Here is a 21001-nt window from a genome sequence, read left to right on the forward strand (position 1 = left end):
CTGATGCGTTAGAACAGGTCAATGGGCGCAGCGTCATCGGCGGGCAATGGGCTGCCGGGTGCGCTGGTGCCGGGATCGAGCTCGTTCATGGGTGGCGGCGAATCTTCATTTTTAAACACTTCGAAGTAGGCGTTTGGCGTGCCCGGCGCCGCGGCACGGCCGCTAACCGGATCGATACGCAAGGTCAGCAAACCGGGTGGCTCAGGCAGGGTATGCGCCGGTTTGTCTTTGAGTGCCGCGCTCATGTAGTTCATCCAGATGGGCAGCGCAACGGTGCCGCCGAACTCGTGGCTGCCCAAACTTTCTGGCTGATCGAAGCCGGTCCAGACGGTGGTCATGTAGTCGGCATTGAAACCTGAGAACCAGCTGTCCTTCGACTCGTTGGTTGTACCGGTTTTGCCGGCGATGTCGCTACGACCCATAGACAGTGCGCGGCGCCCGGTGCCGCGCTTGATCACGTCCTGCAGCATGCTGGTCAGGATGTAAGTGGTGCGAGCGTCGACGATGCGTTCGGCAACAGCGGGGGCGGGGGCGTTGCTGGCCTGTGCTGGCAGGTTCTCTGCAACCGCTGCTGGGTCGATCACCGTTTCCGGTTGGTCTTCGTTTTCGCCGGGTGCGCTGGGCGGATTAGCCACGAAAAGGGCTTCGCCATTGCGGCTGTGGATGCTTTGAATCAGGTAAGGCTGAACCTTGTAACCGCCATTGGCGAACGTGCTCCATCCGCCGGCGATCTCCACTGGTGTCAGGTTGGCCGTACCCAAGGCGAGCGAGAGGTTGCGCGGCAAGTCCTGCTTGTTGAAGCCGAAACGACTGACGTAGTCGAGCGCGTATTCGATGCCAATGGCCTGCAGGAGGCGAATCGATACCAGGTTGCGCGACTTATAAAGTGCTTCGCGCAAGCGAATGGGACCGAGGAACGTATTGGTATCGTTTTTCGGGCGCCATACCTGGTCGAGGTATTCGTCCACAAACACAATCGGGGCGTCATTCACCAAGGTGGCGGCTGTATAACCCTTGTCCAGCGCGGCGCTATAAATGAAGGGCTTGAAGCTTGAGCCCGGCTGGCGCTTGGCTTGAGTCGCGCGGTTGTAATTGCTCTGTTCAAACGAGAAGCCGCCGACCAGTGCTCGGATGGCCCCATTCTTCGGATCAAGCGAAACCAGAGCGCCTTGCGCTGCTGGGATCTGGCTGAAGCCGAGGTTCCCATCTTCCTGGCGAAGCACGCGAATCAGGTCGCCAACTTGCACAACATCATCCGTTTTTTGCGGACGTGGGCCGAGGCTGTTGGTATTCAGGAAGGGGCGCGCCCATTTCATGCTTTCCCAGCTGACGGTTTCTTCCTGACCGCCGCGAGTAAGTACCAGGATTCCGCTTTTTTCAACTTGCGTGACGATTGCGGGCTCGATGCCGTTCTGTACTTTCTGCTTGGCCAGCTCGGTTTGCCACGCTTCACGGGTCATGCCAGGGAGGCGTGTTTCCGGGCCGCGGTAGCCATGACGCTGGTCGTAACTGACCAGACCGCTGCGAACTGCTTCGTTGGCAGCTTCCTGCAAGTTGCTAGGAACTGTCGTCGTGACGTGAAAGCCTTCGGTATAGGCTTCGCTGCCATAGCGTCCGACCATTTCCGCGCGCGCCATTTCGGCAATGTACGGCGCCTGAACTTCCGGGGTTGGCACGTGGTAACTGGCGTCGATGGGTTCAGCCAGGGCGGTCTCGTATTGGCCCTGATCGATCTTGCCAAGTTTGAACATGCGGCCCAGGATCCAGTCGCGGCGTTCTTTGCTGCGTTGTGGATTGACCAGCGGATTGAAGCGAGAAGGCGCTTTTGGCAAGCCAGCGATCATCGCCATCTGTCCTAGGCTCAAATCGTGCATAGGTTTTCCGTAGTAAACCTGTGCTGCTGCTTCGATGCCGTAGGCGCGGTTGCCGAGGTAAATCTTGTTGACGTAGAGCTCGAGAATTTCATCTTTGCTCAGCTCACGCTCAATCTGTAACGCCAACAGGATTTCATTGATCTTTCGGGAGAAGCTGCGCTCGTTGGTGAGGAAGAAGTTCTTCGCCACCTGCATAGTGATGGTGCTACCGCCTGACTGGATTTGGCCGCCGCTTTTTAATAATTGCGTGGCAGCGCGCATCAGGCTACTGAGGTCGACGCCATAATGATTGGCAAAGTTGTCGTCTTCGGCTGAAAGCAGCGCTTTGATGAAGTTGGGGGGGATGTCAGCGAAGCGGATGGGGGTGCGGCGCATCTCGCCAAATTCGGCGATAAGCTTGGCGTCACTACTGTAGACACGTAGCGGGATCTGCAGCTGGATACGGCGCAGCGAATCCACGGATGGCAAACCGGGGCTAAGGTACAGATAAGCGCCGGACAGACTGAGCAACAGTCCACAAAAAACGGCTACGCAGGACCACCAGAAGAACTTCAGCAGGCGCATCAAAATGTTTGGATTTCCAGATAAAAGAAAGAGTTAAGCGTAGGGCGATGTCGAAAGGGAAAAACTGTTCACATTATAAGCGCTTTTTTTGCCAGGTAGCCATTTGCGCTTATGTCAAGACTGTTATTTAATGTGAAAAAACATAAATAGTCCGTAAGTCGCGGATGCCAATAGGAAATCGGTCGTGCTAGGGCTCTTCAATAAGAAAGCGAATACGCTGCTGGGGATCGATATCAGTTCGACCTCCGTCAAGCTCCTCGAATTGAGTCGCTCAGGAAGCCGCTACAAAGTAGAGGCTTATGCTGTAGAGCCGCTCCCACCAAACGCAGTGGTCGAGAAAAACATTGCTGAACTGGAAGGCGTGGGCCAGGCATTGTCGCGCGTATTGGCCAAAGCCAAGACGGGCGTCAAAACCGTTGCCGTCGCGGTAGCCGGTTCCGCAGTTATTACCAAGACCATCGAAATGGAAGCTGGGCTTTCTGACGATGACTTGGAAAACCAGCTCAAAATCGAAGCTGACCAATACATCCCTTATCCGCTTGAAGAAGTTGCCATCGACTTCGAAGTGCAGGGACCTTCGGCGCGCAATTCTGATCGTGTAGACGTGCTGCTAGCCGCTTGCCGTAAAGAAAACGTGGAAGTTCGCGAAGCTGCGCTGGCGTTGTCTGGCATGACTGCAAAAGTAGTCGACGTTGAAGCCTATGCGCTCGAGCGCGCGTACGGCTTGCTGTCCGCTCAGCTAGGCAGCGGCCATGACGAGTTGACCGTAGCAATTGTCGATATCGGCGCCACCATGACGACGCTGAGCGTTTTGCATAATGGTCGGACCATTTACACCCGCGAACAGCTGTTCGGTGGCCGCCAGTTGACGGAAGAGATTCAGCGCCGTTATGGCCTCTCTGTCGAGGAAGCTGGGCTTGCCAAGAAGCAAGGCGGTCTTCCGGATGACTACGACAGTGAAGTGTTGCAGCCGTTCAAAGAGGCGGTAGTGCAACAAGTTTCCCGTTCGTTGCAATTTTTCTTCGCTGCTGGCCAGTACAACGATGTCGATTACATCCTGCTGGCAGGTGGTACCGCTTCAATCCCCGACTTGGATCGTTTGATCCAACAGAAGATCGGTACGCAAACATTGGTTGCCAACCCGTTTGCCGACATGGCGCTTAGTGGCAAGGTCAATGCAGGCGCTCTGGCTAGTGATGCGCCAGCCTTGATGATTGCCTGTGGTCTGGCGATGAGGAGTTTCGACTAATGGCGCGTATTAACTTACTGCCGTGGCGGGAACAGCTGCGCGAGGAGCGCAAACAGCGGTTTCTGGTGACGTTGGCAGGCGTATTGATTGTGGCCGGCGGTGCTGTATTTCTCGGCGACCAATACTTGAATGGCGCGATTGATCAGCAAAACGCGCGCAACGAATTCGTCAAAAAAGAAATCGCAGTGCTGGATGCTCGAATTAAAGAAATCAGCGAGCTGAAAACGCGTCGCCAGCAGTTGCTTGAACGGATGAAGATTATTCAGGATCTGCAGGGCAATCGGCCGATTATCGGACGAGTGTTTGATCAGTTGGCCAGAACCTTGCCTGATGGCGTGTACTTCACTTCGCTTTCAATGAAAGGCAAAACCATTGCTATTAATGGTGCTGCTGAATCCAACAACCGTGTTTCGAACCTGATGCGTAACCTAGACGGCTCGGAGTGGCTGGCTGCACCTAACTTGACCGCCGTGAAGGCAGTAACAGCTGGCGAACTGGATCAGGCGAACGTCTTTCAGTTGAGCGTTCAGCAAACTCAGCCTGCCGCTGATGAAGGAGTCAAGAAATGAGCCTGTCTGACTCGTTGGAAAGCCTGCGCAAGATCGATGTTTCAGATCTTGACTTGAATAATCTGGGCTCCTGGCCTGCTCCAGTAAAAGCGATTGCTTGTTTAATCCTCTTAGTCGCTGTGTTGGCGCTGGGTTACAACTTTCACCTAAAGGATCTTCAGGCAACGCTTGATATGCAGCGTGGCGAAGAAGTTACCTTGAAAGAGCAGTATTCGGCTAAAGCTTTTCAGGCTGCCAATCTTGAGGCCTATAAAGAACAGATGAAAGAAATGGAAGTTTCTTTTGGTGCTCTGCTCCGCCAACTTCCTAGTGATACGGAAGTGCCTGGTCTGCTTGAAGACATCACGCGCACAGGGTTGGGTAGCGGGCTTGAGTTCGAGCAGATCAATCTGCTTCCGGAATCTGCTCAGCAGTTTTATATCGAACTGCCTATTCAGATTTCCGTCGTTGGTGCGTACCACGATCTGGCTACCTTCGTCAGTGGCGTAGCGAGCCTGCCTCGCATCGTGACTTTGCACGATTTTGATATCGTGCCGGTTAGTTCGGAAAGCACGTCGAAGCTGCGGATGAATATCTTGGCTAAAACCTATCGCTACAACGATAAGGGAGCAGCCAAATAATGAAGGTATCTAAACTTATTCTCGGCACTCTTTTATTCGCCACCTTGGTAGGCTGCGACTCGAGCGGCGACTTCGCAGACTTGCAAGCTTATATGGACGAAGTTCGCGCTCGCCCGAAAGGCTCGATCGAGCCGCTCCCGAAGTTTCAGCCATACGAAGCGTTTACCTACAGTGCTGCTGCACTGCGTAGCCCTTTTCAGCCGCCGATTAAGATTGATCTGGTTAATCGTCAAAAGGGTTCAAAAGAAATCAAGCCTGACGACACGCGCATCAAACAATTCTTGGAAGGCTTCAATATTGAAGTCTTCCAGATGGTGGGCACGCTCTCAAACGAAGCCGGCATGTTTGCTCTGGTTAACGGCGCGGGCGGTGTGCACCGTGTGAGAGTGGGTGACTACTTGGGACGTAACAATGGACGCATCATTGCCATCAGCGAAGGAAAAATCGACGTAGTCGAGATTGTTCCTGATGGTGAAGGTGGCTGGCTAGAGCGGCCACGAAGCCTCTCTCTCAAAGAGCGCTCTTAAGGGTGGGGTGGAAGATGAAAAACAATTACCGGTCGGTACAACGGAACCTGAGTATGAAAAGCTCGCTGTCGCGCATCTGCATATCTGTTTTGGTCGCGGTTATGTCGCCAACTTTGTTGGCCGCTAACTTGAAGGCGCTCGACGTCGCTGCTTTGCCGGGCGATCGCGTTGAGCTCAAATTGGCATTTGACGAGCCGGTCGCTGCGCCTCGTGGTTACACCATCGAGCAGCCAGCGCGCATCGCACTGGATCTTCCAGGCGTAAGCAATCAGACGGGTTCGAAGAACCGCGAACTGGGTGTTGGCAACGCGCGTAGCGTGACCGTTGTGGAAGCTAAAGACCGTACGCGGCTGATTATTAACCTGGCCACATTGGTTCCTTACAGCACCCGCGCTGAAGGCAATAACCTGTTCGTAGTAGTGGGCGAGGGCGCATTGTCCAACGCTCCGGTGGCAAGCGCAGTGGCGCCTGTTGCACCCATCTCGGCTACTCCCGCGAAGAAAAACTTCGCACCGGTCAACAAAAGCATCGGCAACATTGACTTCCAGCGCGGCGAGCAGGGGGAAGGCAACGTCGTTATCCAGTTGTCCGACGCGTCGGTGAACCCAGATATTCAAGAGCAGGGCGGCAAGATCCGTCTGGCCTTTGCCAAAACCGATCTGCCCGAGTCGTTGCGCGTTCGTCTTGACGTGAAAGACTTCGCCACGCCTGTGCAGTTCGTAAGCGCGGTTGAAGAGGGTGATAAAGCAATCATCACCGTCGAGCCTACCGGCATGTACGACTACCTTGCTTACCAAGCTGATAACAAACTGACAATTAGTGTCAAACCGTTAAGCCAGCAAGATGCCGAAAAGCGTAAGCAGGATCGCTTCGCGTACAGCGGTGAGAAGCTGTCGCTTAATTTCCAAGACATTGATGTTCGCTCGGTTCTGCAACTGATCGCTGACTTCACCGACCTCAACCTGGTTGCGAGTGACACGGTGCAAGGCAACATCACCCTGCGTCTGCAAAACGTACCGTGGGATCAGGCGTTGGACCTGGTGTTGAAAACCAAAGGTCTGGACAAGCGCAAAATCGGCAACGTGTTGATGGTTGCTCCGGCGGACGAAATTGCTGCTCGTGAACGTCAAGAGCTGGAATCGCAGAAGCAAGTCGCCGAACTGGCTCCGCTGCGTAAAGACATCATTCAGCTGAACTACGCCAAAGCCTCGGACATCGCCAAGATCTACGAAGATGAGGGCGCCAAAGGCACGCTGAAAGACGATATGCGTGGCTCGGTAATTTTCGATGACCGTACCAACAGCCTGATCGTGACCCTGACCCAGGAACGCATCGACGAGCTGCGCCGTATCATTACCCAGCTCGATATCCCGGTTCGTCAGGTGATGATTGAAGCGCGTATCGTTGAAGCCAACGTCAACTACGACAAGAGCCTCGGCGTGCGTTGGGGCGGCACACAGTTGTTTGCTAATGGTCGTGGTTCGGTATACGGCAGCGATGAGAATGGCGATGAGGCCGGCGATAGCGGTGAAGATAGCAACGGTAACTTCCCGTTCGTTGACATGGGCGTTGCGAACCGTACCGCTGGTATCGGCATTGGCTTCGTAAGCGACAACCTAATCCTCGATCTCGAATTGTCGGCCATGGAAAAAACCGGTAACGGTGAAGTGGTTTCCCAGCCCAAGGTCGTAACTTCGGACAAAGAAACCGCGAAGATCCTCAAGGGCTCTGAGATCCCGTACCAGGAAGCTAGCTCCAGCGGCGCCACCAGCACCTCGTTTAAAGAAGCATCGTTGTCGCTGGAAGTAACCCCGCAGATCACGCCGGACAATCGCATCATCATTGAGGTGAAAGTCACCAAGGATGAGCCTGACTTCGCCAACGCCCTGAACGGTGTTCCGCCGATCAAGAAAAACGAAGTAAACGCCAAGGTGCTGGTCAGCGACGGTGAGACCATCGTGATCGGTGGTGTGTTCTCCAACACGCAGACCAAGTCGGTCGACAAGGTGCCGTTCCTGGGTGACCTGCCGTACCTCGGTCGCCTGTTCCGCCGCGACGTCGTCTCCGACAACAAGAACGAACTGCTGGTTTTCCTGACTCCGCGTATCATGAACAACTCGGCAATCGCTGTGAGTCGCTAAATCTGTGCGAAATTTGATTCTTGTAGGCCCGATGGGAGCAGGGAAAAGCACCATCGGGAGATTGCTGGCAAAAGAGTTAAGGCTGTCATTCAAAGACTCTGATAAGGAAATCGAGCAGCGAACTGGAGCCAATATTCCCTGGATCTTCGATGTTGAAGGGGAGGCTGGCTTCCGCGAGCGCGAGCAGGCCGTCATCGGTGAGCTCTGTGAGCTTGACGGTGTAGTGCTTGCAACCGGAGGTGGCGCTGTGCTGCGTCCGGAAAATCGCTCGGCGCTGCGTGCTGGTGGTCGCGTGGTCTATCTGCATACATCGGTTGATCAGCAGATAGACCGCACCTCGCGGGATCGTAATCGTCCTCTTCTTCGCACAGCGAATCCTGGCAAAGTGCTCGCCGATTTGATGCATATCCGTGATCCCCTATACCGGGAAATCGCGGATGTGATTATCGAAACGGACGAGCGCCCACCGCGTATGGTGGTGCAGGAAATTCTGGAGCGCCTCGAGGCGCTTCATCCCCGTTAAAGCGCGCCTCGATATGCGCTATCCTATGGCCCTTTTCTCGTGGGGGCTTCATGCAGACTCTTCAGGTTGAGCTGGGCGAACGTAGTTATCCCATCTATATCGGCGCGAACCTTCTGGTTCAGTCCGCCCTTTTTTCACCGCACATTGCCGGCAAGCAAGTTGCCATCGTCAGCAATGAAACCGTTGCTCCTCTTTATCTCGAGTCCCTCAAGCAAGCGTTAAGCGGCTTTGATGTGGCGACCGTTATTTTGCCGGACGGCGAGGCTTATAAAGGGTGGGAAACGCTGCAGCTGATTTTTGATGGCCTGCTGACCGCCCGACACGAACGCAGCACCACGGTTATTGCCTTGGGTGGCGGCGTTATCGGTGACATGGCGGGCTTCGCGGCGGCCTGTTACCAGCGTGGAGTAGACTTTATTCAGGTACCTACCACGTTGTTGTCCCAAGTCGACTCTTCGGTCGGCGGCAAGACGGGCATCAATCACCCGTTAGGCAAAAACATGGTCGGCGCGTTTTATCAGCCCAACGCCGTGCTCATCGATACCGCAACCCTCAACACATTGCCGCCGCGTGAGTTGTCCGCCGGTTTGGCCGAGGTGATCAAGTATGGGCTTATCTGTGATGAACCCTTCCTGAGCTGGCTCGAAGCAAATATGGACGCGCTGCGTCGCCTCGACCAAACCGCCCTGACGGAAGCCATCGCCCGCTCGTGTGCTGCGAAGGCCAAAGTCGTGGGTGCTGACGAGCGCGAGTCCGGCGTACGCGCCACGCTTAACCTTGGCCATACCTTTGGCCATGCCATCGAAACCCACATGGGTTATGGCGTCTGGCTGCACGGTGAAGCTGTTGCTGCCGGTACCGTGATGGCGCTGGAAATGTCCTGCCGGCTTGGCTGGATCAGCACGGCCGATCGCGACCGTGGTATCCGCGTGTTCGTGAAGGCGGGGCTGCCCGTTATTCCGCCGGAAGAAATGACCGCTGAGGACTTTCTCACCCATATGGCGGTCGATAAGAAAGTTCTTGGCGGTCGGTTGCGCCTTGTCCTGCTCCGCCAGATCGGCGAAGCCGTGGTGACAGGCGATTTCCCACGCGAGATTTTGGATGCCACCCTGGTTGCGGACTACCGCGCCATGGTGGAACACCTTGAAGACTAATTGAGAGCCACATGACCAGTCTGCACGCCGACGAGGCCTTTCTCGGCCACTACCAATTCAGTCACGATCCTTTTGCCGCGCGCGTTCCAGGCTTTAAGTTTTTTCCTGCGCAGCGCAAGCCGGTACTCGGCCAGTTGCATCACTTGGCGCGCTACAGCCAACTGCTGTTGGTGGTGAGTGGGCCGCAAGGCAGCGGCAAAACCTTGTTGCGTCAGGCGCTGGTGGCCAGCACCAACAAACAGGCTGTGCACAGCGTGGTGTTTTCTGCGCGCGGTGCGACCGACGCCGCTGGCGTGATGCGTCAAATTGCGCAAGGGCTGAACGTGCAGCAAGCGGACGCCCGTTCGCTGCTCTCGCAGGTCGCGCAGTTGTCGTTGACCGGCCAAGAGGTTTACCTGCTGATTGATGATGCCGAGTCGCTGGATGACGAGGCGTTGGACGCACTGTTGGCCCTGGCTGCGGGCAATGCCGAAGGCCGTCCTCACGTGTTTTTGTTCGGTGAGTCTGCCTTACTGCCGCGCCTGGAATTACTGGCTGATGGCGAGGAACGCTTCCACGCCATCGAGCTTGATCCGTACAGCGAAGAAGAAACCCGCGAGTACCTGGCTCAGCGTCTGGAAGGCGCGGGGCAGGGCGTCGAGTTGTTCACTGACGAGCAGGTGGCGGATATCCACCAGCAGTCGGCGGGCTGGCCGGGCGCAATTAACCAGGTGGCTCGGGAGACGCTTGTCGAATCGATGCTGGCCAATCGGGGCAATGCGCCCAAAGGCGGCATGGCATTCAAGCTGCCGAAAAAGCATCTGCTGGCTCTGGTGGTCGTCGCCATTGCTGTCGGCGCGGCGTGGATGATGCAGGGCCGCAGCAAGCAGGAGCCTGAGGCGCCAGCCTCTGCTCAGCTGCAGTTGGGCGGCACTACAGCGCCAACGACCGAAGGGGCGGCTCCGGCTGCGCCTGCGGACGGTAAAGGGCCTGCGATGGAATTTGCCGGGTCGAACCAGCCAATGCCGTTGCCGTTGGTTGGGCAAGCGCAGCCTGTTATTCGCGAGCCGCTCGCCCAGGCGTCGGGTTTGGGTGACAGCGACGACGACGGCGCTGTCGAGCCGCCGGCTAGCGCCGTTCCGCCGACCGTTACCAGCATGGCGCCGCCGCAAGGCGCCACAGCCAGCACTCCACCCGCTGCGCCGGTTATCGCGCCGTCTGCTCCGGTGGTTGCTCTGCCAGCGCCAACAGTCGCCACGGCTGCGAAGCCGCAAGCGCCTGCCTCGGCTGCCAAGCCTGCAGCGCCAGCCGCCGCAGCCGCAAAACCTGCTGCTACGCCGGTGAAACCGGTGGCTAAAGTCGAGAAGCCTGCGGCCCCGGCAGCTAGCGGTTCCGGCAGCGGCTGGTACGCCAGCCAGGCGGGCGGCAACTTTGCGCTGCAGGTGTTGGGTACCGGTTCCGAAAGCGCCGCGCAGGCGTTTGTTCGTCAGAACGGTGCCGAGTACCACTACTTCAAGAAAACCTTGAACGGCAAGCCGCTCTACGTCGTTACCTACGGCAGCTTCGCCAACCGCAGCGCTGCTCAGGCTGCCATCAAGAACCTGCCTGCCAAGGTGCAAGCCGGCAAGCCGTGGCCGCGTACCTTCTCCAGCATTCAGCAGGAAGCTCAGGCGCGCTGATCGATGCGCGTTTAGACAGCAATGACCGGGTGGTCTTTAGCACGACCGCCTGGTACTTTCTTATAAAAAGGCGACATAAGGTTTCGCGGTTTCGCCGCTCAACATTTGTTCGCTGATATTCGTCTGTGTACAATGACCCCCCTTTTGCCTGCGCAAAGCTGGCGCAACGACCTGCGCGCACGGTAAGTGTTTGAAATAGATCAAAGTTTGCCTGGTGAGAGTCCCTATGAAAGCAGGTCTATACCATCCTGATGAGTTCAAGGATAACTGCGGCTTCGGCCTGATCGCCCATATGCAGGGCGAGGCGAGTCATCACTTGCTGCAGACGGCTATCGAAGCCCTGACCTGTATGACGCACCGTGGCGGCATCAACGCCGACGGTAAGACAGGTGACGGCTGTGGCCTGCTGATCCAGAAGCCTGACGCCTTCCTGCGTGCCGTGGCCAACGAGCAATTCGCCGCCGAGCTGCCCGCGCAGTACGCCGTGGGTATGGTGTTCCTCAACCAGGACGCCGCCAAAGCCGACGTTGCGCGCGACAACATGAACCGCGAGATTCTTGCCGCCGGCTTGCAACTGATCGGTTGGCGCAAAGTGCCGATCGATACCAGCGTTCTCGGCCGTCTGGCCCTAGAGCGTCTGCCGCAAATCGAGCAGGTGTTTATCGGCGGTGAAGGCCTGAGCGACCAAGAGTTCGCGATCAAACTGTTCAGCGCCCGTCGCCGTTCTTCGGTGGCCAACGCCGCCGACACCGACCATTACATCTGCAGCTTCTCGGCCAAGACCATCATCTATAAAGGCTTGATGATGCCGGTCGACCTGCAGCAGTTTTATCCGGACCTCGGCGACGAGCGTCTGATGACCGCTATCTGCGTGTTCCACCAACGCTTCTCCACCAACACCCTGCCGAAATGGCCGTTGGCCCAGCCGTTCCGCCTGTTGGCACACAACGGTGAAATCAACACCATCACCGGCAACCGCAACTGGGCCCTGGCCCGTCGCACCAAGTTTGCCAACGATCAACTGCCGGACCTCGACGAACTGGGCCCGCTGGTTAACCGCGTCGGTTCCGACTCCTCGAGCATGGACAACATGCTGGAGCTGATGGTTACCGGTGGCATGGACCTGTTCCGTGGCATCCGCATGATCATTCCGCCAGCATGGCAGAACGTCGAAACCATGGACGCCGACCTGCGCGCCTTCTACGAATACAACTCCATGCACATGGAGCCGTGGGATGGTCCGGCTGGCGTGGTGCTGACCGACGGCCGCTACGCGGTGTGCCTGCTCGACCGTAACGGTCTGCGTCCGGCGCGTTGGGTCACTACCAACAACGGCTACATCACCATCGCCTCGGAAATCGGCGTGTGGGATTACAAGCCGGAAGATGTAATCGCCAAAGGTCGTGTCGGCCCGGGTCAGGTACTGGCCGTGGACACCGAAACCGGCCAGGTGCTGCATACCGACGACATCGACAGCCGCCTGAAATCGCGCCACCCGTATAAGCAGTGGCTGCGCAAAAGTGCCGTGCGTATTCAGGCAACCATGGACGACGACCATGGCGCCGCCAGCTATGGCAGCGACCAGCTCAAGCACTACATGAAAATGTTCCAGGTCACGTTCGAAGAGCGTGATCAGGTGCTGCGTCCGCTTGCCGAGCAGGGCCAGGAAGCCGTCGGCTCCATGGGCGATGACACGCCGATGGCCGTGCTGTCCCAGCGCGTGCGTCCGACCTACGACTACTTCCGCCAGCAGTTCGCGCAGGTCACCAACCCGCCGATCGACCCGCTGCGTGAAGCCATCGTGATGTCCCTGGAAATCTGCCTGGGCGCCGAGCGCAACATTTTCGAAGAGTCGCCGGCTCACGCCTCCCGCGTGATCCTCAGTTCGCCGGTCATTTCTCCGGCCAAGTGGCGTTCGCTGATGAACCTCGACACCCCCGGGTTCGAGCGTCACGTCATCGATCTCAACTACGACGAGAGCATGGGCCTGGAAGCGGCCGTGCGTAACGTTGCCGATCAGGCTGAAGAAGCCGTTCGTAGCGGCAAGTGCCTGTTGGTCCTCACCGACCGCAACATCGCGCCGGGCAAACTGCCGATCCACGCCTCGCTGGCAGTGGGCGCCGCGCATCACCGTTTGATCGAGAAAGGCCTGCGTTGCGACTGCAACATTCTGGTCGAAACCGCCACCGCTCGTGACCCGCACCATTTCGCGGTGCTGGTGGGCTTTGGTGCGTCGGCGGTGTATCCGTACCTGGCGTACGAAGTGCTGGCTGACTTGATCCGCACCGGCGAAGTGCTGGGCGATCTGTATGAAGTGTTCAAGAACTACCGCAAAGGCATCTCCAAAGGGCTGCTGAAAATTCTGTCGAAAATGGGCATTTCCACCGTGGCTTCGTACCGTGGTGCCCAGTTGTTCGAAGCGGTCGGTCTGTCGGAAGAAGTGGTCAGCCTCAGCTTCCGTGGCGTCGCCAGCCGTATCAAAGGCGCGCGTTTCGTCGATATCGAAGCCGAGCAGAAGTTGCTGGCTGCCGAAGCCTGGAACAACCGCAAAGCCATTCAACAGGGCGGTTTGCTCAAGTTCGTGTACGGCGGTGAATACCACGCCTACAACCCGGACGTGGTCAACACCCTGCAAGCTGCCGTGCAACAAGGCAGCTACGCCAAGTACAAGGAATACGCGACGCTGGTCGACACCCGTCCGGTGTCGATGATCCGCGACCTGCTGAAAGTCAAAGAAGCTGAAACGCCACTGGCGCTCGACCAGGTTGAGCCGCTGGAAGCGATCCTCAAGCGCTTCGACTCCGCCGGTATTTCCCTGGGCGCCTTGTCGCCCGAGGCGCACGAAGCCATCGCCGAAGCCATGAACCGCCTCGGTGCGCGTTCCAACTCCGGTGAAGGGGGTGAGGACCCGGCGCGTTACGGCACCGTGCGTAGCTCGAAAATCAAGCAAGTGGCCACCGGCCGTTTCGGCGTAACGCCGGAATACCTGGTGAACGCCGAAGTGCTGCAAATCAAAGTTGCCCAAGGCGCCAAGCCGGGCGAGGGCGGTCAGTTGCCAGGCGGCAAGGTCAACGGCCTGATCGCCAAGCTGCGGTATGCGGTTCCGGGTGTGACCCTGATTTCGCCGCCGCCGCACCACGACATCTATTCCATCGAAGACCTGTCGCAGCTGATTTTTGACCTTAAGCAGGTCAACCCGTCGGCATTGGTATCGGTGAAGCTCGTGGCTGAGGCTGGCGTGGGCACCATCGCTGCTGGCGTGGCCAAGGCGTATGCCGACCTGATCACCATTTCCGGTTATGACGGCGGCACCGGCGCTTCGCCGCTGACCTCCATCAAATACGCCGGTGCGCCGTGGGAGCTCGGCCTGGCCGAAACCCACCAGACCCTGCGCGGTAACGACCTGCGCGGCAAGGTTCGGGTGCAAACCGACGGCGGCCTGAAAACCGGGCTCGACGTGATCAAAGCCGCGATCCTCGGCGCTGAAAGCTTCGGCTTCGGCACCGCGCCAATGATCGCCCTGGGGTGCAAATACCTGCGTATCTGCCACCTGAACAACTGCGCCACCGGCGTCGCGACCCAGAACGACAAGCTGCGCAAAGACCACTTCATCGGCACCGTGGAAATGGTGATGAATTTCTTCACCTTCGTGGCCGAAGAAACCCGTGAGTGGCTGGCGAAAGTGGGCGTGGCAAGCCTTGAACAACTGATTGGTCGTACCGATCTGTTGGAAATGCTGCCGGGCGAAACCGACAAGCAGAAGTTCCTGGACCTCAGCCCGTTGCTGGGCAGCGACCATATTCCGGCCGACAAGCCGCAGTTCTGCCAGGTCGACCGCAACCCGCCTTTCGACGAAGGCAAGCTGGCCGAGCAAATGGTCGGCATGGCCAAGTCGGCTATCGACGGTTTGACCGGCGCCGAGTTCGAGCTGGATATCTGCAACTGCGACCGTTCCATTGGTGCCCGCGTGTCTGGCGAAATCGCCCGCGTGCATGGCAACCAAGGCATGGCCAAAGCGCCGATCACCTTCCGCTTCAAAGGCACGGCAGGCCAAAGCTTCGGCGTGTGGAACGCCGGTGGCCTGAACCTGTACTTGCAAGGCGATGCCAACGACTACGTGGGCAAAGGCATGACTGGCGGCAAGCTGGTTATCGTGCCGCCCGCCAACAGCGCGTTCAAAACCCAGGACGGCGCCATCGTGGGCAACACCTGCCTGTACGGCGCGACGGGCGGCAAGCTGTTTGCCGCCGGTACGGCCGGTGAGCGGTTCGCCGTGCGTAACTCCGGCGCGCACGCCGTGGTGGAAGGCACAGGCGATCACTGCTGCGAATACATGACGGGCGGTTTTGTCTGCGTGTTGGGCAAGACGGGCTACAACTTCGGCTCGGGCATGACCGGCGGTTTCGCCTACGTGCTCGACCTGGACAACACCTTCGTTGACCGCGTGAACCATGAGCTGGTGGAAATCCAGCGCATCAGCGGCGAGTCGATGGAGTCGTACCGTAGCCACTTGCAACGTGTGCTGGCCGAGTATGTGCAGGAAACTTCCAGCGAATGGGGTCGCAACCTCCTGGAAAACCTGGACGACTACCTGCGCAAGTTCTGGCTGGTCAAGCCCAAAGCCGCCAGCCTCGGGTCGCTGCTCTCCAGCACCCGTGCTAACCCACAATAATTTGCGCCTGCCGTAGTGTGATGAGGTTTTTACAATGACTGAACGTCTGAACAACGACTTCCAGTTCCTCGATGTCGGGCGCAAAGATCCGAAGAAGAAGCTCTTGCGCCAGCGCAAGAAGGAATTCGTCGAGATCTACGAGCCCTTCAAACCGGCCCACGCCGCTGACCAGTCGCATCGTTGCCTGGGCTGCGGTAACCCGTATTGCGAGTGGAAGTGCCCCGTGCACAACTTCATTCCGAACTGGCTGAAGCTGGTATCGGAAGGCAATATTCTGGCCGCCGCTGAACTGTCGCATCAAACCAACACCCTGCCGGAAGTGTGCGGCCGCGTGTGCCCGCAAGACCGTCTGTGCGAAGGGGCTTGCACCCTTAATGACGGTTTCGGCGCCGTGACCATTGGTTCGGTGGAGAAGTACATCACCGACACCGCGTTCGCCATGGGCTGGCGTCCGGACATGTCCAAAGTCGTACCGACCGGCAAACGCGTCGCCATTATCGGCGCCGGTCCTGCTGGCCTGGGCTGTGCCGACGTGCTGGTACGCAATGGTGTATCGCCGGTGGTATTCGACAAGAACCCGGAAATCGGTGGTCTGCTGACCTTCGGCATCCCCGAGTTCAAGTTGGAAAAAAGCGTACTGACCCGCCGTCGTGAAGTGTTCACCGGCATGGGTATCGAGTTCCGCCTGAACACCGAAGTGGGCAAAGACGTCACCGTTGACCAGCTGCTCGATGAATACGATGCCGTGTTCATGGGCATGGGTACTTACACCTACATGAAAGGCGGCTTTCCCGGTGAAGACCTGCCGGGTGTGCACGACGCGCTGGATTTTCTGATCGCCAACGTCAACCGCAACCTCGGTTTCGAGAAGGCGCCGGAAGACTTCATCAACATGAAGGGCAAGCGCATCGTCGTACTCGGCGGCGGCGACACGGCGATGGACTGCAACCGCACCTCCATTCGCCAAGGCGCCAAATCGGTTACCTGCGCTTACCGTCGTGACGAAGAGAACATGCCCGGCTCGCGCAAAGAGGTGAAGAACGCCAAGGAAGAAGGCGTGAAGTTCCTTTACAACCGCCAGCCAATCGCCATTGTCGGTGAAGACAAAGTTGAAGGCGTGAAGGTGGTTGAGACCCGTCTCGGCGAGCCGGACGCCCGTGGCCGTCGCAGCCCCGAGCCGATTCCAGGCTCCGAGGAAATCATCCCGGCGGAAGCCGTGCTGATCGCCTTCGGCTTCCGTCCAAGCCCGGCGCCGTGGTTCGAGCAGTTCAGCATTCAAACCGACAGTCAGGGCCGCGTGATCGCGCCGGAGCAGTCCAGGTTCAAACACCAGACCAGCAATCCGAAGATTTTCGCGGGTGGCGACATGGTGCGCGGTTCGGACTTGGTCGTGACGGCGATTTTCGAAGGTCGCCAGGCGGCGGAAGGGATCCTCGACTACCTCGAGGTTTAATCCCCGACTTCACCTCGTGTGGGAGCGGCTTTAGCCGCGATGCTCTAGAAATCCCAAGCATCGCGGCTGAAGCGGATCGCCGCCCGGTCGCTCCTACAGTTGGTTTCAGGCTTCACACCAGCGACAAATTGACTCCATAGACAAAAGGCACGGCACCCGCCGTGCCTTTTGCTGTGCGCTCTGCGAAAATGCCGGCACTTTTTTGCTGCCTACTTTTTCTCAGGAAATGACATGACCACCCTGAAGAACGACCGCTTCCTACGTGCCTTGTTGAAACAGCCTGTCGATGTCACCCCGGTGTGGATGATGCGCCAGGCCGGTCGTTACTTGCCGGAGTACCGCGCCAGCCGCGCCAAGGCGGGCGATTTCATGGGGTTGATGCAGAACCCGCAATTCGCCTGTGAAGTGACCCTGCAACCGCTCGACCGCTATCCACAACTGGATGCGGCCATTCTGTTCTCCGACATCCTCACCATTCCCGACGCCATGGGCCAAGGCCTGTACTTCGAAACCGGCGAAGGCCCGCGTTTCAAGAAGGTGATCAGCAGCCTGGCCGACGTCGAAGCCCTGCTAATTCCCGATCCGGAAAAAGACCTCGGCTATGTGATGGACGCTGTGCGCACCATTCGCGGCGCTCTCAATGGCCGCGTGCCGTTGATTGGTTTCTCTGGCAGCCCGTGGACGCTGGCGACCTACATGGTCGAAGGCGGCTCCTCCAAGGACTTCCGCAAATCCAAAGCCATGCTTTACGACAATCCGCGGGCCATGCACCTGCTGCTCGACAAGCTGGCCCAATCGGTGACTCTGTACCTCAACGGCCAGATCCGTGCCGGCGCGCAAGCAGTGCAGATTTTCGATACCTGGGGCGGCAACTTGTCGTCGGCGGCGTATCTGGAATTCTCGCTGGCGTATATGAAGAAGATCGTCGCCGGTCTGATCCGCGAGCACGAGGGCCGCAAGATTCCGGTGATTCTGTTCACCAAGAACGGCGGCCTGTGGCTGGAGTCGCTCGCCGACGCCGGTGCCGACACGCTGGGCCTGGATTGGACGTGCGACATCGGCGAAGCCCGCCGTCGCGTGGGTCAGCAGGTCTCGCTGCAAGGCAACATGGACCCCACCGTGCTCTACGCCCAGCCCGCGGCCATTCGCAACGAAGTGGCGCGCATTCTGGCCAGCTACGGCAAGGGCAGCGGCCACGTGTTCAACCTCGGTCACGGCATCACGCCGGAAGTGAACCCGGCCCATGCCGGTGCATTCCTGGAAGCGGTGCATGAGCTGTCGGCGCCGTATCACCAGTAAGGTGATGGGCTAAAGGAAAGAGGGCGCCAAATGGCGCCCTTCTTGTTGCTGGATGACTCGACGGCCTCCAAGCTCAACTCCCTGTGGGAGCGGCTTCAGCCGCGATGCTTTTAAGGGAGCGGCGCAAACGGCGAACCACCGTCCGCCGTTTGCAACTCAATCAAGTAATTACGAAAAATCTGCCCCAGCACCTGCGTGGCAATTTCCAACTGCTCGCGGGGCATTTGCGCGGCGACCTGGTCGGCCGTATCCAACGCATCTTCGGCGCCGTTCACCGCCGCCATCTTCAGCACGATGTAGGCCTGCACATTGTTGGCCGGCACGCCTTCGCCGCGAAAGAACATCATCCCCAGCCGATATTGGCTCTGGGCGTGCCCTTGCAGCGACGCTTGTTCGAACAGGGTCAACGCCTGGGGTAAGTCACGCGGCGTGCGTTGGCCGTCGTAGTAATACTCGCCAAGTTCGTATTGGGCTTCGGGGTCGCCGCTTTGCGCAGCTTGTTGGCAAGAGGCCAGGGCTTCTGCCTGGTCTTCGGGAAGGGTGTTGAGCGAACAGCGGCCAGCGGCCGGAATCAGCAAGGAGTTACCGCCCGCCGATGCAACCAGTGGCAGCAAAAGCAACAGGCAGCCCAGGGACAGGGTGCGGCCGATGCAATTCATAACAATCAACACGCCTCATCAAACAGTGCGGGCCAGGCCCGGCCGACGGAACGCGACGGCCCGCGCATTATGGAATAAGCCGGGCGCCCGTTACAAAGTGTTTACCGACTTTTGTGTCCTCTCTGTCACACCCTGGCGGCTGTGCAGGTGCAGCAGCAACCAGGCCAACAGCGGATACGCAACGCTAAGCAGCCCATGAAACAAATCGACCCGCAGAAGCGGCCCGAAGTTTCCCTGAGTGCCGACCACCAGTCCCGCGACGATAAACAGCGTCACCGCAACCGCCGCTGCTGGCAGCGCTTTACCGCCTTGCGTAACGCCCGCGTAAAGCAGCATCAGCAACGTGGCCAGGTTGAGTAAAAGTGTGTAGCTACCGAGCAATCCCCAGCGCTTGGCACCTTCGAACAAAACGCTGAGGCCGATGATCACCCAGCACCAACCCAACCGCTGCCAATGCCAGCCGCGCACCAGCATCAGCGCCGCAACGCCCAGGGCCGGTAAGGCGAGCAGGCTGCTCGCCTGGCTGAGTCTGGCGTGCAAGGGTTGCCAGCTTTCGTTCACGCCGAAATGCAGGACGCCCACTGCCGCTGTGACGCCGGTCACCAGCAAGGCCGCGATCACCGCCAGCCAGGTGGCGCGCAACGGTTTCTCGCCCCAGCGCCGGCTGCGCCAGATGCCCAGCACGCTGGCCAAACAGGCCAGGGCCAACAACGCATCGGACGCGGCGGTGCTGTATTGCATCAGCGCAGGGCCGCGAAGGCGCGCTCGGCGGCGTCGAGGGTAATTTGCAGCTCTTTGTCGCCATGGGCAATGGAAGTAAAGCCGGCTTCGAACGCGCTTGGCGCCAGGTACACGCCGCCTTCCAGCATCAGGTGGAAAAATTTCTTGAAGCGCTCGGAATCGCTGCCCATCACGTCCTCAAAGGTGACGATGTCGTCAGCGCCGCTGAAGTACAGGCCAAACATGCCACCCGCCTGCGTCGTTACGAACGGCACACCGGCCGCATCGGCGCGTTGTTGCAGACCATCGAGCATGCGGCTGGTGTAGGCGGTGAGTTCGTCGTGGAACCCCGGACGGCGAATCAGGTTCAGCGTGGTCAAACCGGCTGCCATCGCCAGCGGGTTACCCGACAAGGTGCCGGCTTGGTACACCGGGCCGAGCGGGGCGATCTGCTGCATGATTTCGCGCTTGCCGCCGAAGCAGCCCACCGGCATGCCGCCGCCGATGATTTTGCCGAACGTGGACAGATCCGGCGTTACGCCGTAATGCGCCTGGGCACCGCCGAGGGCGACACGAAAGCCGGTCATCACTTCGTCAAAAATCAGCACCACGCCATGTTTGTCGCACTGCTCGCGCAGGCCTTCAAGAAAGCCCGGCGCGGGCGGCACGCAGTTCATGTTGCCGGCCACAGGCTCGACGATGATGCACGCCACGTCTTTGCCCACTTCGCTGAGCATTTGCTCGACGGCGGCGATGTCGTTGAACGGTAGGGTCAGCGTGTGTTTGGCGAAGGCCGCCGGTACGCCCGCCGAACTGGGTACGCCTTGAGTCAGGGCGCCAGAGCCGGCTTTCACCAGCAGGCTGTCGGAGTGACCGTGGTAGCAGCCTTCGAATTTGATGATGCTGTCGCGGCCGGTAAAACCACGGGCCAGGCGGATGGCGCTCATGGTCGCTTCGGTGCCGGAGCTGACCATACGCACCATTTCCATCGACGGCACGATAGAGCACACCAGCTCGGCCATTTCGGTTTCCATGGCGGTCGGCGCGCCATAGGACAACCCATGTTCCAACTGCTTGCGTACCGCCTCCAGCACGTCCGGGTGGCTGTGGCCGAGAATCATCGGGCCCCACGAGCCCACGTAGTCAACGTACTGCTTGTTGTCTTCATCCATCACATAGGCGCCGGCCGCATGCTTGAAGAACAACGGCGTGCCGCCGACGCTGCGAAATGCGCGCACGGGCGAGTTAACGCCGCCGGGAATGTGTTTTTGCGCGCTGGCGAACAGGGCTTCGGAACGGGACTGGGTCATGGGCAGACT

The 21001-nt window shown here is 58.7% G+C and carries 15 protein-coding genes; 11 read left to right on the plus strand and 4 right to left on the minus strand.

Annotated elements, in window-relative coordinates; all coding sequences use genetic code 11:
• Positions 1-8: 8 nt before the first annotated feature.
• Positions 9-2438: a penicillin-binding protein 1A gene (locus ACZZ0Q_RS03615; RefSeq protein WP_463540045.1), complete on the minus strand. Its 2430-nt coding sequence runs from the start codon at positions 2436-2438 to the stop codon at positions 9-11.
• A 184-nt stretch (positions 2439-2622) separates the two neighbouring features.
• Between ACZZ0Q_RS03615 and ACZZ0Q_RS03620 the strand changes: the two genes are divergently transcribed.
• The 11 genes from ACZZ0Q_RS03620 (at position 2623) to hemE (ending at position 18303) form a co-directional block, all read left to right on the plus strand.
• Positions 2623-3687: a pilus assembly protein PilM gene (locus ACZZ0Q_RS03620; RefSeq protein WP_122494509.1), complete on the plus strand. Its 1065-nt coding sequence runs from the start codon at positions 2623-2625 to the stop codon at positions 3685-3687.
• Complete coding sequence (locus ACZZ0Q_RS03625; RefSeq protein ID WP_463383783.1) at positions 3687-4256, plus strand: PilN domain-containing protein; 570 nt, start codon at positions 3687-3689, stop codon at positions 4254-4256. The genes ACZZ0Q_RS03620 and ACZZ0Q_RS03625 overlap by 1 nt, the downstream gene beginning before the upstream one ends.
• On the plus strand, positions 4253-4876 hold the full coding sequence (gene pilO / locus ACZZ0Q_RS03630; protein WP_463383782.1) for a type 4a pilus biogenesis protein PilO: 624 nt from the start codon (positions 4253-4255) through the stop codon (positions 4874-4876). Before ACZZ0Q_RS03625 ends, pilO begins: the two co-directional genes overlap by 4 nt.
• Entirely contained in the window at positions 4876-5403 is a 528-nt protein-coding gene (gene pilP / locus ACZZ0Q_RS03635) for a type 4a pilus biogenesis lipoprotein PilP (protein WP_463540044.1), read from the plus strand. The genes pilO and pilP overlap by 1 nt, the downstream gene beginning before the upstream one ends.
• A gap of 53 nt (positions 5404-5456) precedes the next feature.
• Positions 5457-7544: a type IV pilus secretin PilQ gene (pilQ, locus tag ACZZ0Q_RS03640; protein ID WP_463540043.1), complete on the plus strand. Its 2088-nt coding sequence runs from the start codon at positions 5457-5459 to the stop codon at positions 7542-7544.
• 4 nt (positions 7545-7548) lie between these two features.
• Positions 7549-8067, plus strand: a complete 519-nt coding sequence (aroK, locus tag ACZZ0Q_RS03645; protein ID WP_122494498.1) for a shikimate kinase AroK — start codon at positions 7549-7551, stop codon at positions 8065-8067.
• 50 nt (positions 8068-8117) lie between these two features.
• Positions 8118-9221, plus strand: coding sequence for a 3-dehydroquinate synthase (gene aroB / locus ACZZ0Q_RS03650; protein ID WP_463560286.1), 1104 nt, complete (start codon positions 8118-8120; stop codon positions 9219-9221).
• An 11-nt stretch (positions 9222-9232) separates the two neighbouring features.
• Complete coding sequence (locus ACZZ0Q_RS03655; RefSeq protein ID WP_463540042.1) at positions 9233-10879, plus strand: AAA family ATPase; 1647 nt, start codon at positions 9233-9235, stop codon at positions 10877-10879.
• Positions 10880-11105: 226 nt separating this feature from the next.
• Entirely contained in the window at positions 11106-15551 is a 4446-nt protein-coding gene (gene gltB / locus ACZZ0Q_RS03660; RefSeq protein ID WP_463560288.1) for a glutamate synthase large subunit, read from the plus strand.
• A 34-nt stretch (positions 15552-15585) separates the two neighbouring features.
• Positions 15586-17004 (plus strand): FAD-dependent oxidoreductase, encoded by a 1419-nt coding sequence (locus ACZZ0Q_RS03665; protein WP_463560290.1) that lies wholly within the window; start codon positions 15586-15588, stop codon positions 17002-17004.
• Between the two features lie 231 nt (positions 17005-17235).
• The gene (gene hemE / locus ACZZ0Q_RS03670; RefSeq protein ID WP_463540041.1) at positions 17236-18303 is read left to right on the plus strand and encodes a uroporphyrinogen decarboxylase; all 1068 of its coding nucleotides are present in this window, start codon (positions 17236-17238) and stop codon (positions 18301-18303) included.
• Between the two features lie 110 nt (positions 18304-18413).
• Here hemE and ACZZ0Q_RS03675 read toward each other — a convergent pair whose 3' ends face one another.
• From ACZZ0Q_RS03675 to hemL, 3 genes are all read right to left on the minus strand, one after another.
• Positions 18414-18962, minus strand: coding sequence for a tetratricopeptide repeat protein (locus tag ACZZ0Q_RS03675; RefSeq protein ID WP_122494486.1), 549 nt, complete (start codon positions 18960-18962; stop codon positions 18414-18416).
• 90 nt (positions 18963-19052) lie between these two features.
• Complete coding sequence (locus ACZZ0Q_RS03680; RefSeq protein ID WP_463540040.1) at positions 19053-19703, minus strand: DUF6962 family protein; 651 nt, start codon at positions 19701-19703, stop codon at positions 19053-19055.
• Positions 19703-20992 carry a glutamate-1-semialdehyde 2,1-aminomutase gene (gene hemL / locus ACZZ0Q_RS03685; RefSeq protein WP_463540039.1) on the minus strand — a complete coding sequence of 430 codons (1290 nt, stop codon included), beginning with the start codon at positions 20990-20992 and terminating at the stop codon, positions 19703-19705. The genes ACZZ0Q_RS03680 and hemL overlap by 1 nt, the downstream gene beginning before the upstream one ends.
• Positions 20993-21001: the final 9 nt, after the last annotated feature.

Source organism: Pseudomonas sp. AC070, from assembly GCF_979258635.1.